Genomic DNA, 14175 nt, shown 5'->3' on the forward strand with positions numbered 1-14175 from the left:
TTAAACAACTCATACTCGAAAAACCCTAAAATTATCTCAAATTTGAAATATAGATTAAGTGTATGTTTTCTTCGTTCAAAGAATTTCTGAAAAGCTGTAAGCCGATTATCAAACCGATAGATAATTCAATTCACATTAGGCAATATTGCCGAATAGACCTAAGTAACTTAAATCCAGATCTGAAAGATATTGCGATTACCAGACCTGATGATTGTCAGAATTACATCAATTCCATTCTCAAAAAAAATGATGCACTCGTGGCGTATGGAGGTTATCTAGAGAAACGAAACCTTTATAGTGATAAATCAAGCTTCACAAAACATGAGGCAGTTCGAAATATTCATTTGGGTATTGATTTTTGGACAAAAGCATATACACGAGTAATCACACCGATAAAAGGGAAAGTGCATAGTTTTCAGAACAATACAACAATAGGTGATTACGGACCAACTATAATTTTGGAGCACGATATGGACGGTGCTGTGTTTTATACGCTATATGGCCATCTTTCACTTGCGTCTATAGCCAATATTCAAATTGGACAAGAATTTGAAAAAGGAAGTGTCTTATCCACTTTGGGTACACCAGATATTAATGTAAACTATGCGCCGCATCTCCATTTTCAAATCATAATTGATTTGGAAGGAAAGAAAGGTGACTATCCCGGAGTTTGTTCTGAAACCCAATTAGAATTCTACAAACAAAATTGCCCAGACCCCAATCTTTTGCTAAATCTATAAGTTTTTTTCTGTTAAAAGGCACTTAGTTTCGGTAAAGTGAATCTAACTAAGTTCCAGTTTATCGGACGTTTTTTACACTTCGCCCATAGTTTTGTTAGTCACCGAAAATAAAGGCCTAACAACGAATCTCAACCCTCGAAAACACGCTTGCGGAAGTTATTATAATAACAAATCGCAAGACATGAAAGCTATACTTACTATATTATTTGTTCTTTTTATTGGAGTTGCAGCTCAAGCTCAAGCTTCAGATGCTCAGAAAGGTGAAGTTAAGGTAGAAACAGTAGGAATGACTGTTGTAACCATTAGCTCAATCGAGAAAGTTAGCTTAGAAAAGAATACTGAAGTGGCTCGTTTGTACAAGTTCAAAAATTCTAGAATAAAAAAGGCCTTGAAATTTACTACCAAAAGAAATAAGGCTAAAATGGCCTAAGAGTGCATATTTCAAAGCAATCTCTCTAAAATAGCCCAGACATTCTCACGAACTATTTTTTGTCCTTCAGCCGTGGGATGAATTCCATCAGGTAGATTCAAATCAGGATTTCCGGCAACTCCATCCAACAAAAAAGGAATCAACTCCAAATTATTGGTTTTAGCCAAATCTGGAAAAATGGTTCGAAACTCGACGGTGTATTCTTGCCCCATATTAGGCGGAATCTGCATTCCAGCTAATATAATCTTGGTCTCAGAATTCTTTTCAAGAACAGCATCAATTATAATTTGAAGATTGGCTTTGGTTTCCTTTAGAGGAATGCCTCGCAAGCCATCATTGGCTCCCAATTCTAAAACAAAAATATCAACCTTTTGTTTGAGCACCCAATCCAAACGATTTTTACCACCTGCGGTGGTTTCTCCACTAAGTCCGGCATTGATAACTGAATAATTTAAATTGAGAGAGTCTAATCGATTTTGAATTAATGATGGAAAAGATTCCTTAGTGTCTAAACCGTATCCGGCGGTTAAGCTGTTTCCAAAGAACAAAATAGTTTTGGTCTTGTTGTCTAAATTGTTCGGATCATTAGTTTCTGATTGGACCTTTACTTCTGTAGAAGTCGTACCATCATTCTTTTTACTTGTGGTATTTCCGCAGGAAAGCATCCAGAGAAAAATAAAAATATAACTAAACTTTAAGATGGTGCGCATAACTGTAGGGTCTATTTATCAGAATCATTTCCTTATTTTGCAATTTGCTATAGGAAACAGAAAATCATGACAAAGATATTAAACGTTCGTAACCTAGGGAAGAGTTATACAAGCGGTTCTAAGCAGTTAACAGTATTAGATGATATTTCATTTGATGTTGAGGCCGGATCCACTTTTTCAATCGTTGGACCCTCAGGTAGCGGAAAAACTACTTTACTTGGACTTTGCGCAGGACTTGATAAAGCAGATTCAGGTGCTGTAGAACTTTGCGGAACCACCTTGAGTACTTTAACTGAGGATGAGCGAGCACTTTTAAGAAATAAAAATATCGGTTTTATCTTTCAAGATTTTCAATTGCTACCAACTTTGACGGCTCTTGAAAATGTAAGTGTTCCGTTAGAGCTACAAGGAAACAAAAATGCGGCAAAAATAGCACAAGAACTTTTAGAAAAAGTAGGTCTAGGTGAACGCACTGATCACTATCCTTCACAGCTTTCAGGAGGAGAACAACAGCGTGTAGCCTTAGCACGAGCCTTTTCAAATAAACCTTCCTTACTTTTTGCAGATGAGCCTACAGGAAATTTAGATGAAGAAACCGGAGAAAAAGTAATTCAACTTCTTTTTGAATTAAATAAAGAAGCTGGTACCACTTTAGTGATTGTTACCCATGATCTTGATTTGGCTAAAAGAACACAGCGTATTCTGAGACTTAGAGGAGGTAGAATTTTAACTAACGAAACTACTGTTGCCTCGTGAGAGACCGTCCGATAATTTCAAAAGCTGGCTTTAATTGGCTGTTCAAAATGGCATGGCGCGATGGCAAAGCTAGTGGAAAGCGCTTGTTGCTATTTATGGCTTCTATCATTTTGGGTATTGCCGCAGTAGTCTCCATTCAGTCTTTTAGTGAAAATCTTAAGGAGAATATAGCAGCCCAATCCAAAGAATTGATGGGTGCCGATTATATTATAGATAGTAATCAACTTCCCACAGAAAAAGTTCAAAAGATTATAGATTCTTTGGGTTCGAGTGGGAGAGAGGTAAGTTTCGCTTCGATGGCGGCCTTTCCAAAGAATAGCGCTACAAAATTAGTGCAGATTCGAGGTATTGATGGCGAATTCCCATTATACGGTGAAATAGAAACGGTTCCTGCAACTGCTGCAAATGAATATCGAAGTAAAAATGGAGCTTTGGTAGATGCAACTTTAATGTTGCAATACAAATTAAAAGTTGGAGATAGTGTTAAGGTTGGTGAGCTAACTTTCCCGATAATTGGTTCTGTGGTTTCTTCACCAGGTAGTAATGCAATTTCCACGACGGTGGCCCCACCAGTGATTTTGCCTTTTAGTTTTATAGAAAACACAGGATTACTTCAAACCGGAAGCCGATACAAATACAACTATTATTTTAAGACAAAAACTGGTTTTGATGTGGAGGCATTAGACAAGGCCATTGACCCAATTTTAGATGCTGAAAATGCTGATTTTGATTCACACATGTCAGTAAGTCAAAGACTAGGTCGACGTTATGAGAATTTTGCAAAATTCTTGAATTTGGTCGCTTTTATTGCCCTTCTATTAGGTTGTGTTGGTATTGCCAGTTCGGTTCATATTTACATCAAAGAAAAGTTGCGTGGAATTGCAGTTCTCAAGTGTATGGGAGCTACGCGTCGACAAACCTTTTTGATTTACCTCATTCAAATTGCCGGATTGGGACTGTTAGGTGGTATTGTCGGAACCCTTTTAGGAATAGGGCTTCAACAAACTTTTCCTTTGCTTTTGCAAGAGTTTCTACCTTTTAGTGTGGAGATCACAACAACTTTTCAGCCTATGGCCATGGGGCTTTTATTGGGCATTTTTATGTCTGTTTTATTTGCGTTACTCCCACTTTTGTCGACATGGTATGTATCTCCGTTAGAGGTATTACGAGTTCAAGAAGGCAGCTCGATAGAATTGAAGAGAGCAGGCGTATTCGTTTTAATGGGTATTATGGCATTTATTTACTTCTTTTCACTTTGGCTTCTTAAAGATGCTCGCTATGCCATGGCTTTTGTATTTGGAATTTTAGTAACCTTCTCGATTTTAGCAGGTGTTTCCATCTTGTTTATGAAGGCAATTAAAAAGTATTTTCCCACTTCATGGGGATTCACAGCGCGAACTAGTCTTTTAAATCTTTTTCGCCCCAATAACCAAACTATGGTTTTGATATTGGCTATTGGAGTTGGCTCATTTTTGATAAGCACATTATATTTTACAAAGGATATTTTATTGGCAAAAGCAACGCTAGAAGCTAATGCAAATAACCCTAATATTATTTTGTTGGATGTACAAACGAATCAAAGGGAAGAAGTTGCTCAAACAATCACCCCCAAAGGATTACCCATTATTGATAATATTCCAATAATTACTATGCGAATGCATAGTATCAAGGGAGTTCCAGTAAATGATTTACGTCTCGATACTACATTGACCATTAGAAAGTGGATTCTTAACCATGAATTTAGAGTCACATATCGGGATTCTATGGTAGCTTCAGAAACCTTGGCATCAGGAGAGTTTAAACGTGAAGTTCCTGAAAATGGAGCAATTCCTATTTCTTTATCTGATAATGTTGCTCGAGATGCCCAAGTGGTTTTAGGTGATACTATTGTGTTTAATGTTCAAGGGGTTTTGATGGAAACAACCGTAGGAAGCATTCGAAAGGTAGATTGGGGTCGAATGCAGGTGAATTTTTCGGTAGTTTTTCCTAAAGGAGTTCTTGAAGATGCCCCGCAATTTCATGTAATTACCACTAAGGCTCCTGACTCGAAAACTTCTGCTCAGTTACAGCGGGAATTGGTTACCAAATTTCCAAATGTCTCAGTTATCGATTTAAGACAAGTTTTAACCTTAATTCAGGGCATTCTTGACAAGATCTCTTGGGTTATCAATTTTATGGCTTTCTTTAGTATCCTAACGGGAATTATAGTACTCATAGGCTCGGTAAGAACAAGCAAATATCAGCGGGTTAAGGAAAGTGTATTGTTACGAACTTTAGGGGCAAAAAGCAATCAAATATTGAAAATTACGGCCTTAGAGTACTTATATCTGGGTGTTTTAGGAAGTGGAATTGGTATTTTACTTTCTTTGATAAGTGCTCAATTGTTGGCATGGTTGGTTTTCGAATCTCCCTTTGTTCCGTCTTGGATACCTTTTGGAGTTTTATTACCAGGTATTACGATTCTCGTTTTACTCATCGGATTGGCGAATAGTCGGAGTGTATTGAATAGCCCACCCCTAGAAGTTTTGCGGAAAGAAACTAGATAATTAAGTAATATGCTACGCTAAAAAAATTAACAATTAATACGTAACATTTGCTTTATTTTAGCGTCTCTTGAATAGAACTACTTTTAATAAAAACTTTAAGATTAGAAAATGAAAAAAATGTACTTTTTAGCTGCAGCAATGCTCGCTTTTGGCTATTGCGCGGCTCAGAATGAACCCATTAACGATGGAGAATCATTACCAGGTATTGTTTTAGAAAACATGAAACCTGATATAAGTCCGAAAGATGACTTTTACAACTTTGTAAATGGTACTTGGATGGATGAAACAGAAATTCCCGCGGATAGATCTAGCTGGGGAGGCTTTTCAGTACTACGCAAATCAACAGATAATGATGTCTTAGAAATACTAGCCAAGGCAAAAGCCAGCGGCAAGTATGGCCCTGAAACCGATCAGGCCAAGGCTTTAGCAATCTTTGATACAAAGCTGGATACAATAGCAAGAAATAAATCAGGTTTAGCTCCATTGCAACCTGCACTTGATGCCATTGCAGGAATCAAAAACCTTATTGATCTACAAACTGTGCTTTCAAAGAATGATGCGGTATCATCTCCTTTTATTGGTTTGGGTGTACAAGCAGATTTGAATAATAGCGCCATGAATGCTGTTTATATGGGCCCTGCAGGACTAGGATTACCAGATCGGGATTTTTATTTAGAGCAGGATGAGAAATCCAAGGAAATCCGTGAAGAGTATAAGAGACATACTGCACGTATGTTACAAATGTTAGGGGATAGTGAGGCCGATGCAATAGCTGCTGCAGAGAAGATTTTAGCTATGGAAACGATGTTGGCAGAACCAAGGCTTGATAAAGTGGAAAGCAGAGATGTTCGCAATTTCAACAACCCAAGAACTATTGCGGAAGCTGATGCCATGTTGAGTACGATTGATATTAATAAGATGATTGTCGATTTAGGTATTACTAAAAAGTTTGATACGCTTATTGTAACGCAATTAAAATATACCGAAGCGCTAGACAAATTTTTAAAGGAAACGCCTATCGAAGATATCAAAACACTATTGAGGTGGGATACTTTCAATAGTGCGGCAGGAAGACTAAACACTGCTGCAGAAAAAGCAGATTGGGAATTTTACAGTAAATACTTGAGAGGCTCCGAAAAACAACGTCCATCTGATGAACGCGCTCTAGCGACAGTAAATGGTTCAGTTGGGGAAGCTTTAGGACAATTGTATGTTGATGCTAAGTTTCCTCCGGAAGCAAAAGCAAAAGCAGAATTAATGATTGCTAATGTAATCGAAGCATTTAAAGAGCGAATTCAAAAGTTAGATTGGATGGGAGATGCTACAAAAGCAAAAGCCATTGAGAAGTTAGATAAGTTTACGGTTAAAATAGCCTACCCAGATGAGTGGGAGGACTATTCTAAAATGGAAGTTGCGGCGAATAAGTCCTATTTTGATAATAGGGCCGCAGTTAGTAAATGGAGGAGACAAAAGAACTATTCTGAAATAGGGGAGCCTGTTGATAAAAAAGAATGGGGAATGTCTCCGCAAACGGTGAATGCTTATTTCAATCCGTTGAACAATGAGATTGTTTTTCCCGCAGCAATTTTACAACCTCCTTTTTATAATTATCAAGCAGATGAAGCTGTAAATTATGGTGGAATAGGAGCTGTAATCGGACATGAGATTTCTCATGCGTTTGATGACAGTGGTGCCCGTTTCGATGCTAACGGCAATGTAAACAACTGGTGGACAGATGAAGATCTTGCAGCTTTTACGGAGCGTGGAGATGCCTTAGCTGCTCAATATGATGGTATACAAGTATTAGATAGTGTAAATGTAAACGGAAAGTTCACCTTAGGTGAAAACATCGGAGATTTAGGTGGTGTTCTAGGAGCTTATGATGGCCTACAGCGTTTCTACAAAGAAAACGGAAGACCTGATGATATTGATGGTTTTACTGCTGAGCAACGATTCTTTATGTCTTGGGCAACAGTTTGGAGAACAAAGAGTAGGGAGGAAGCTTTGAGAACGCAAATCAAAACAGACCCGCATTCTCCCGGACGTATAAGAGCTACACAGCCTTTGTTAAACATTCAGGCATTTTATGACGCTTTTGATATCAAAGAAGGGGATGCCATGTATTTAGCCCCTGAAAAAAGGGTTAGTATTTGGTAGTAGAATTAATTTAAAAAATTAAAGCCGATTTCTTGTTAATAGAAATCGGCTTTTTTTTTTGCTACAAAATATCCTTCGGAAGAATTTTACGTGTCCAGGTTTTGACACGTTTGACATTGCTAACTTCTGAATCAGGATTGAATTCTAAAGTAGTTTCCCAAGCATTTTCGGGTTTGAATTCCTCTTCAATTCCCTTAAGAACAGAAGCCGTAATTTCTTCTGAATGAATGATTGCCAAACACTCCGTGTTGAGGTTTGCACTTCTTGGGTCAAGATTGAAGGTGCCAATCACTGTCGTTTTACCATCGACAACCATGCTTTTGGAGTGGAGCCCAAATATGGGTTGGTAATCGATAGCAGCCTGTAATTCCCCTGTCATTATTCGTTTGCGTTCAGCAGCGTCTGGTCGGAATTCAAAAATTCGTACTCCGGTTTTCAATAAAGCTTTACGGTCTTTTTGGTAACCACTAAAGGCCTCTAGATTATCTGTGGATGCTAAGCTATTGGTTAGTATACGGATTTTTACACCGCGATCTGTCGCTTCTTGAAATAGCTGCCGACTTAATTCGGACGTGATTAAATACGGACTTTGGATTTCAATTGATGTTTTGGCGTTCTTCACCAAACGAATAAGTTTGCTTGTTGAAATTCCGCCACCACCAAGTCCGCTATTGCCATCATTCTTGCCCGGTTCATCAGAAGTAAATTCAACATCATCTACCCAAACCAAGGATCCCGATTCTTTGATTGCGGGAAAAGCTGCTGGTAGGTTTTTAATTTTCTCACGAACCTGAGGCCAGAAGTTTTCTGGATTACAAGCGTACTCGTGCAATTTATCAAAGCGATTTTCATCAGTTATATTATCAGGAAGTTCATCTATCAAATCTCCTACATTGACACTGAGGTCACTATTCCAGAATTTTTGAAAAGAAGTATTCACTTTTTTGGTTTCCTTTCCTAGAAGTAAAACATCTCTATCCCTGAAGTTATATTCATGGTCGTAATCAAAATATTCATCTGCAATATTCCTCCCGCCAGTAATAACAACTTTTCCATCAACGACAAAGGTTTTGTTATGCATTCGTTGATTGAAGGAACGAAAATCAGTCGCTAGTTTACCGAGCTTATCGAAAATGTTTTTGCCAAGATTTACACCGGGATTATAGACTTTAATGCTTATGTTTTCGTGGGAATCTAGCGTTAATATATCTTGTAAATCGGCATCAACCATAATGTCATCTACCAACAATCTTACTTTCACTCCTCGGTCAGCTGCTCGAACCAGATAATCGCAAGCAATAAGCCCGACATTATCCATCGAAAAAATAAAATATTGAATGTCAATAGTTTGCTCTGCATATTCAGTCAACCAGGCTCTTGTAATCATGGCGCCACCACCATCTTCAAGTACATAAACTCCTGTCTTTGTTTTCATTAACTCAGAAATGTCTTCCAGTTCTTTAGAGAGGCTAATAGAATCGTTTCTATGAATGTTGTCGCAAAAACTAGTAGTCAATTTTCCTGCTAATGGATTCTCTTCTTCTTTACATGAATTGAAGAGGGATAACCCAAACGTAAGGCATAGAAGAAATAGAAATTTTGGTCTGGTCATTTTGGCTTGGTATTTCCGTGCTGCCCTAGATCCTAATGGGAGGCAGCGTTTAATTCTTTATGGATTTTTGCGAGTACAAATTCTAAATCGTCTAAGACTTTCTTGTTCTTAAATCTTATTTCTTTTATTCCAACGCTATTTAAATATTCTGTTTTTAATTGATCTTTTTCTTGTTGTTCTATGGAAGCATGATATTCACCATCGATTTCAATTGATAAACGTTTTTGGTGACAATAAAAGTCTAAAATGAAAAAATTTATTGGATGTTGTCTTCTAAATTTAAAACCTAAAGGTTTGTTTTTAAGTTCCTCCCAAAGGATTTCCTCGGTTGCCGTCATCTTTAAACGCAGTTTGGCAGCATTATTAAATATGCTAGGAGTTGCACCATCATGCATTCCGTTTATTTTGAGCAAATCTTTTTTCATTTCATAAAACTAATGATCTCTGTTGAGTTTTGGAATTGTATGCCCCAACCCTAAAGGGGGGACTTCGGGACATTGGACAATGTTAATCACTGATAAAGTTATTTGGTATGGCATCCCTTTAGGGATTGAGGGCCGATTTGTTTACTGAACAATTTCAATCTGAGAAGTTAGGGTTCTTTCATTATCATCAGAACTTGAAACCTGAATGTAATGACCTTCATTTACTTCTACTATCTGGCAGGTCAATACCATTTTCGGAATATCTTTTTGTTCAGGATTTGCCAAGTTTGCAACTGGAGTCAAGGTATAGGTGCATTCATCTACCCAATCAACTTTAAGCTTCAATTTATAACCCAAAGACGTATTTTCTTCAATTTGATAATTTTGATTTCGGGCAATAGTGGTAACGCCGTTTTTTAGGCTCTCTATCTGAAAATTACCAGTTTTTACATTTGAGCAGTCACCACATTGCAGATTAAAATCAGTCAAATAAGATTTGGTAATAGGTTGACCGCCAAGAGCTCTAGTAGCCTTAAGATATTTTTTGGCGTTTGCACAATCCTGACTATTCAAATATACAATTGACAGTTTGTATGCGGTATTTATGTATTTAGAATCAATTGCATAAGATGCTAATAGCTTCTCTTTTGCCATTTTCAGGCTTTTTTGTGCATTTTGGTAATTTGAACGGACGTTTTCATAATACTCCCCCAAATAGGTGGTGGCGTAATCGGTTAAAATTGGAGCGCTTTCAGGTTCAATTTTTAAACCTTCTGTATATTCGTTTCTTGCCGCATCATAGGCACCTAGAGCTGTATAAACCGCTCCATAGCCCCAATAGATTCCTGAATTCTTCGGATTTAATAAATAAGCTTGATTAAAACGATACATGGCAGTTTTTAAATCACCTTTGTAGAGATAATCAAAACCGATACGAATCATATCGTGTGCACCTTCGGATTTCGATTTCCCCCCTTCAATAATAGAATTTACAAACTTTTTATCAGCAGCTATTTCCTGTTTTGTTTTTTCGATATTGCCAAATTCAGGAAGCATTCGAATATCATTTTTCGCTTGTTCTTTCCAAGATTTAAACGGTGATTGTTGTGCATTAATTCCTGAGAAAGAAATAAAAAAGAAGATAATTAAAAAGTGCCGCATAGGTTGAATTTAACCTATATATAACGGATAGTAGCTGCTTTTGTTGCTAATAACAAAGTTTTAACTTCCCTGTTTGTGATCATATGGGTTTGCACGATAATACGCTTTAGGGTCAAATTTTCGATCCTGAAACTTCTCTGGTAGTACTTTGAAGTGTTGAATACGATCAATTCGAAAAGCGCGATAGTCTTTTCTCAAATGGCACCAGGCCATTAATATCCATTTGTTATCAGAATATAGAAGCATATAAGGTTCCACTTTTCGAAAAGAAATATTTGGATCGTCTGCTTTACGATAGTTGATTTCAATGTAATTAAAGTTTGTGGCCGCCAATTGTATTTCAGAGAGCGCATTGCTGCTTATGTTTTCTTTTTGTTGACCAAAAACATATATTTTTTTGTTCAGCATTTCGCTTTTCTCCAGAACTGACGAGCGGAACACTGATTTAATCTTGGTAAGTGCTTCTTCAAAATCAATCACAAAAGAAGAATCATTTGATTTGCTCACCAAATGCTGAGCAGTAATTAAAGCGTTCGCTTCTTTCTCTGTGAATTGAACAGGAGCTACGGTATAACCATCCATTAAGGTATACCCTCTACCTTCTAAAGTAACCACTGGCACTCCCGCTTCGATTAGTTTTTGAATATCTCTATAAACGGTACGGATGCTGACCGCAAACTTGTCAGATAATTCCGTTGCAGTCAAAACCCGTTTGGATTTTAAAAGTGTTAATATCGATATAAGGCGGGATAATTGTGTCATTAGAAACAAAGATAGCGAACCGCCAACCGATTCGCCATCTTAAGAATTTTAAGGTACTAGTTCCAAGAATGTAAGGCTATTTTGTTTCCTTCAGTATCTAATACTTGTGCCATGAATCCGTTTTCGCCAATATCGGTCTTTGGCATTACAATTGAACCTCCAGCCGATTCAACTCGCGACAATGGTTCACTTAGATCTTTTCCACCGTTAAGATAAACCACAACACCTTCTTTCGAAGGAGTGTAACCTTCCATCTCTACAATACCGCCCCCAACACCATTATTATCTTCATCGTAGGCGAACATTCCGTATTTCATTTCGGCCATTGGGGCATCGGTGATTTTGGTATCCAATACAGTAGTATAGAATGATTTTGCTCTTTCGAAATTTTTAACTGGAATTTCAAACCAGCTGATTGCATTTGTCATTGTATTTTAATTTAAAGGTTAAACTTGATACAAAGATATTTGTGGAAATGTCAAAAGTTGTCAGGGGTATTCTGAATTTAGAGGAGAATACTTGTAACCGACTCCAAAATAAACTCAAAAACTCCCGATTAAAAACCACTTCAATCGGCAAGGTGTTTTGAGCATTGAATTCACTTATCGAGCATTTTAAACACTTCACCCTAATTTTTGTCAAGTACCGAAAAATAAGGCTTTTCAGCGATTGAAATCTAGCCAAGGCTTCAACCTGTCGTTATTTTGGTGTAACCCAAATGATTAAAAAAACCTACTTATGAAGTCTTTAATTACACTTCTTTTTATCCTTACATCTACAGTATCTGCTTTAGCAAATACAAGCGACCACGGTAAAGTGTTGAACCCTCAAATCGAAAGTTATGTACAAGTTGAATTTTCTCAAATGGGCGATCTTTTGGATAGTAGCACTACTGTTACTACCGAGTATAATGAAATTAAGACAGCAACTGAAACTGAAGTTGCTCGTTTATACAAATTCAAAAACTCGAGAATAAAAAAGGCATTAGCTTTTAAAACAAAAAGAAATAGAGCCAAAAAGGCTTAAGACATAACCCCAAATAAAACAGATACCATGATCGTATTAGCATCTTTAATACCTGCAGTAGTTCTTACGACAATGCTCTTAAGAGTTAAAAAACAAACGAAAAAATTAGAACCTATTAAAGTAAAGGTTCAGAATGATAGAAGACCGTTTCAGTCTTAATAATACAAAGTCCCCCTCTTAAGCCGTTTCCTGACGGTGCGGCTTAAGAATTTTGTCACCTATCAATACCAATATTAATTAGTAAAGCATCAAACGATTCTCCGAGGAGAGGTTTGGTGCTTTTTTGTTTGTTGGATTTTGGATTGTTGGAATTTGAATAATGTGGTTTTCAAAGTCAAAGCAAACAATAATTGGTTATTGCGAAATAGGCTTAGGACTTTGATATAGTTGTTATTAATTTAAGCTCAGATACATGTTCCGCTGATGTTGAATCTTAAAGTCTACTCAAGAACATCCGATTAAAAACCACTTCTATCGCTAAGGTGTTTTAGGTATTGTTGTCACTTATCGGACATATTATACACTTTGGCCTAATAGTTGTAAAGTATCGAGTAAAGGCGTATTTCAACGTTTCAAAGCAAACTCAGGTTATAATCTGACGTTATCTATATGTAACTTAATTAACTTAAATATTATGATTGTATTAGCATCTTTAATTCCCGCAGTAATTCTTACGACAATTCTTTTACGAACTAAAAGACAAACGAAAAAATTAGAGCCTATTAAAATAAAGGTTCAAAATGATAGAAGACGATTTTAGTCTTTACGATACAAAGTCCCCCTCTTGAATCGAAGCTGTAACGGTGCGGTCTGAGAATTTTGTCACCTTGCGTACCATATTAATTTGTAAAGCATCAAACGATTCCCTGTTGGGAGATTTGGTGTTTTTTTTGGAATTATCGGGTGTTTGTTTCTTAAAGTATTCTGCAAGAATTTGCATAAACATCTTAGTCTAAAAAGCAAGGAGCCAATTTTTTAAATTTGATAGTCTTTCAAAGTAAAACAAAGCTTTTACAAGCTCTTCTCTTACGATGCTTAGATTTTCTCAGCAACAACGACATAGGTAGGAAAAGCATAAGTCTCTCTGTCTATAATCTCTTTGATTTTAAAATTGTTTATCAATAGGAATATCTCAATTTCATCTTTTGTAAAGGTTCTTATTATCGAAGTATCATCACTTATCTTCAAATACTTATTTCCTGCTTTTTTACTATATCCGGCCTCCCAAACAAAGTCCATTCCCTCTTTTAAATTTAACTCCCACTTACTTTTCCGTTTATATTTTACGCCTTTGTAAACTACCTCATGTGTTATTTCTTCTCCCTCCTTGATCCTAGGTATAAATCTACTAGCATCGATAAAATCAAAACTTAGTATTCCTCCGATTTCTAGATTTTTATAAATTCTTGTAAAAGCAGACATTAAGTCTTTATTACTCAATAAATAACTAATGGTTCTTCCTGTTATTATAATGCTATCTACTGTACTTTCGGTAGCAAAAGTTTTCATATCTCCTTCTATAAATTTACTCGAAGGCAACTTACGTTTTGATATTTCTACCATTTCTTTGCTCAAATCTAAGCCACAATAGTTATAGCCATTTTTTTCAAAATAGATAGCTAAATTACCTGTTCCGCTTCCAATTTCGAGAAGATTTACTTTTTTATACTTGGAAAGTATTTTATTATAAAATTTATATTCTTCTTCGTAATTAATAAACGTAGTATACATGGCTTCATATACTTCCGATAATTTAGAATACAATTTCATACTTGTTCATCTATGGCGTAATAACTCGTATTTGAACACAACAAATTCTTATGGCTTTAATGGTTTCAGAGCGGTTAGTA

The 14175-nt window shown here is 36.6% G+C and carries 13 protein-coding genes; 6 read left to right on the forward strand and 7 right to left on the reverse strand.

Annotated features, from left to right (window positions below; all coding sequences use genetic code 11):
- The first annotated feature begins 62 nt into the window (after window positions 1-62).
- Together ACKWCD_RS17205 and ACKWCD_RS17210 are read left to right on the forward strand one after the other, a co-directional pair.
- Complete coding sequence (locus tag ACKWCD_RS17205) at window positions 63-740, forward strand: peptidoglycan DD-metalloendopeptidase family protein (RefSeq protein ID WP_413985202.1); 678 nt, start codon at window positions 63-65, stop codon at window positions 738-740.
- A gap of 181 nt (window positions 741-921) precedes the next feature.
- Window positions 922-1170 (forward strand): hypothetical protein, encoded by a 249-nt coding sequence (locus tag ACKWCD_RS17210; protein WP_413985203.1) that lies wholly within the window; start codon window positions 922-924, stop codon window positions 1168-1170.
- Window positions 1171-1181: 11 nt separating this feature from the next.
- Here ACKWCD_RS17210 and ACKWCD_RS17215 read toward each other — a convergent pair whose 3' ends face one another.
- Window positions 1182-1880, reverse strand: coding sequence for an arylesterase (locus ACKWCD_RS17215; protein ID WP_413985204.1), 699 nt, complete (start codon window positions 1878-1880; stop codon window positions 1182-1184).
- A 66-nt stretch (window positions 1881-1946) separates the two neighbouring features.
- On the opposite strand from ACKWCD_RS17215, the gene ACKWCD_RS17220 reads away from it, so the two are divergent.
- The 3 genes from ACKWCD_RS17220 to ACKWCD_RS17230 all read left to right on the forward strand — a co-directional run bounded on the left by ACKWCD_RS17220 (window position 1947) and on the right by ACKWCD_RS17230 (window position 7339).
- Window positions 1947-2636, forward strand: a complete 690-nt coding sequence (locus ACKWCD_RS17220) for an ABC transporter ATP-binding protein (RefSeq protein ID WP_413985205.1) — start codon at window positions 1947-1949, stop codon at window positions 2634-2636.
- 47 nt (window positions 2637-2683) lie between these two features.
- A complete protein-coding gene (locus ACKWCD_RS17225) occupies window positions 2684-5182 on the forward strand; it encodes an ABC transporter permease (protein WP_413985332.1) in 2499 nt (832 codons plus the stop codon).
- Window positions 5183-5320: 138 nt separating this feature from the next.
- The gene (locus ACKWCD_RS17230) at window positions 5321-7339 is read left to right on the forward strand and encodes a M13 family metallopeptidase (RefSeq protein WP_413985333.1); all 2019 of its coding nucleotides are present in this window, start codon (window positions 5321-5323) and stop codon (window positions 7337-7339) included.
- 61 nt (window positions 7340-7400) lie between these two features.
- Here the strand turns inward: ACKWCD_RS17230 and ACKWCD_RS17235 are convergent, their stop codons facing one another.
- From ACKWCD_RS17235 to ACKWCD_RS17255, 5 genes are all read right to left on the reverse strand, one after another.
- Window positions 7401-8951, reverse strand: a complete 1551-nt coding sequence (locus tag ACKWCD_RS17235) for a phospholipase D family protein (RefSeq protein ID WP_413985206.1) — start codon at window positions 8949-8951, stop codon at window positions 7401-7403.
- A gap of 32 nt (window positions 8952-8983) precedes the next feature.
- Window positions 8984-9376 carry an endonuclease domain-containing protein gene (locus ACKWCD_RS17240; RefSeq protein ID WP_413985207.1) on the reverse strand — a complete coding sequence of 131 codons (393 nt, stop codon included), beginning with the start codon at window positions 9374-9376 and terminating at the stop codon, window positions 8984-8986.
- Between the two features lie 141 nt (window positions 9377-9517).
- Window positions 9518-10537 carry a tetratricopeptide repeat protein gene (locus tag ACKWCD_RS17245; RefSeq protein WP_413985208.1) on the reverse strand — a complete coding sequence of 340 codons (1020 nt, stop codon included), beginning with the start codon at window positions 10535-10537 and terminating at the stop codon, window positions 9518-9520.
- Between the two features lie 60 nt (window positions 10538-10597).
- On the reverse strand, window positions 10598-11299 hold the full coding sequence (locus ACKWCD_RS17250; RefSeq protein WP_413985209.1) for a helix-turn-helix transcriptional regulator: 702 nt from the start codon (window positions 11297-11299) through the stop codon (window positions 10598-10600).
- 56 nt (window positions 11300-11355) lie between these two features.
- Window positions 11356-11727: a VOC family protein gene (locus ACKWCD_RS17255; protein ID WP_413985210.1), complete on the reverse strand. Its 372-nt coding sequence runs from the start codon at window positions 11725-11727 to the stop codon at window positions 11356-11358.
- A 310-nt stretch (window positions 11728-12037) separates the two neighbouring features.
- Here ACKWCD_RS17255 and ACKWCD_RS17260 point away from each other — a divergent pair, with 310 nt between their 5' ends.
- Window positions 12038-12325 carry a hypothetical protein gene (locus ACKWCD_RS17260; RefSeq protein WP_413985211.1) on the forward strand — a complete coding sequence of 96 codons (288 nt, stop codon included), beginning with the start codon at window positions 12038-12040 and terminating at the stop codon, window positions 12323-12325.
- Window positions 12326-13360: 1035 nt separating this feature from the next.
- Here the strand turns inward: ACKWCD_RS17260 and ACKWCD_RS17265 are convergent.
- A complete protein-coding gene (locus tag ACKWCD_RS17265; RefSeq protein WP_413985212.1) occupies window positions 13361-14095 on the reverse strand; it encodes a class I SAM-dependent DNA methyltransferase in 735 nt (244 codons plus the stop codon).
- Window positions 14096-14175: the final 80 nt, after the last annotated feature.

The sequence above is a fragment of the Maribacter taeanensis genome (genome assembly GCF_047345145.1).
In the GTDB taxonomy this organism is placed as follows: Bacteria; Bacteroidota; Bacteroidia; order Flavobacteriales; family Flavobacteriaceae; genus Maribacter_C.

What these genes read in the sequence shown, in the direction of transcription:
- ACKWCD_RS17215 (WP_413985204.1), bottom strand. Translation starts at nt 1,880, where the DNA reads ATGCGCACCATCTTAAAGTTTAGTTATATTTTTATTTTTCTCTGGATG.
- ACKWCD_RS17230 (WP_413985333.1), top strand. Translation starts at nt 5,321, where the DNA reads ATGCTCGCTTTTGGCTATTGCGCGGCTCAGAATGAACCCATTAACGAT.
- ACKWCD_RS17265 (WP_413985212.1), bottom strand. Translation starts at nt 14,095, where the DNA reads ATGAAATTGTATTCTAAATTATCGGAAGTATATGAAGCCATGTATACT.
- ACKWCD_RS17220 (WP_413985205.1), top strand. Translation starts at nt 1,947, where the DNA reads ATGACAAAGATATTAAACGTTCGTAACCTAGGGAAGAGTTATACAAGC.
- ACKWCD_RS17210 (WP_413985203.1), top strand. Translation starts at nt 922, where the DNA reads ATGAAAGCTATACTTACTATATTATTTGTTCTTTTTATTGGAGTTGCA.
- ACKWCD_RS17255 (WP_413985210.1), bottom strand. Translation starts at nt 11,727, where the DNA reads ATGACAAATGCAATCAGCTGGTTTGAAATTCCAGTTAAAAATTTCGAA.
- ACKWCD_RS17235 (WP_413985206.1), bottom strand. Translation starts at nt 8,951, where the DNA reads ATGACCAGACCAAAATTTCTATTTCTTCTATGCCTTACGTTTGGGTTA.
- ACKWCD_RS17260 (WP_413985211.1), top strand. Translation starts at nt 12,038, where the DNA reads ATGAAGTCTTTAATTACACTTCTTTTTATCCTTACATCTACAGTATCT.
- ACKWCD_RS17245 (WP_413985208.1), bottom strand. Translation starts at nt 10,537, where the DNA reads ATGCGGCACTTTTTAATTATCTTCTTTTTTATTTCTTTCTCAGGAATT.
- ACKWCD_RS17225 (WP_413985332.1), top strand. Translation starts at nt 2,684, where the DNA reads ATGGCATGGCGCGATGGCAAAGCTAGTGGAAAGCGCTTGTTGCTATTT.
- ACKWCD_RS17205 (WP_413985202.1), top strand. Translation starts at nt 63, where the DNA reads ATGTTTTCTTCGTTCAAAGAATTTCTGAAAAGCTGTAAGCCGATTATC.
- ACKWCD_RS17250 (WP_413985209.1), bottom strand. Translation starts at nt 11,299, where the DNA reads ATGACACAATTATCCCGCCTTATATCGATATTAACACTTTTAAAATCC.
- ACKWCD_RS17240 (WP_413985207.1), bottom strand. Translation starts at nt 9,376, where the DNA reads ATGAAAAAAGATTTGCTCAAAATAAACGGAATGCATGATGGTGCAACT.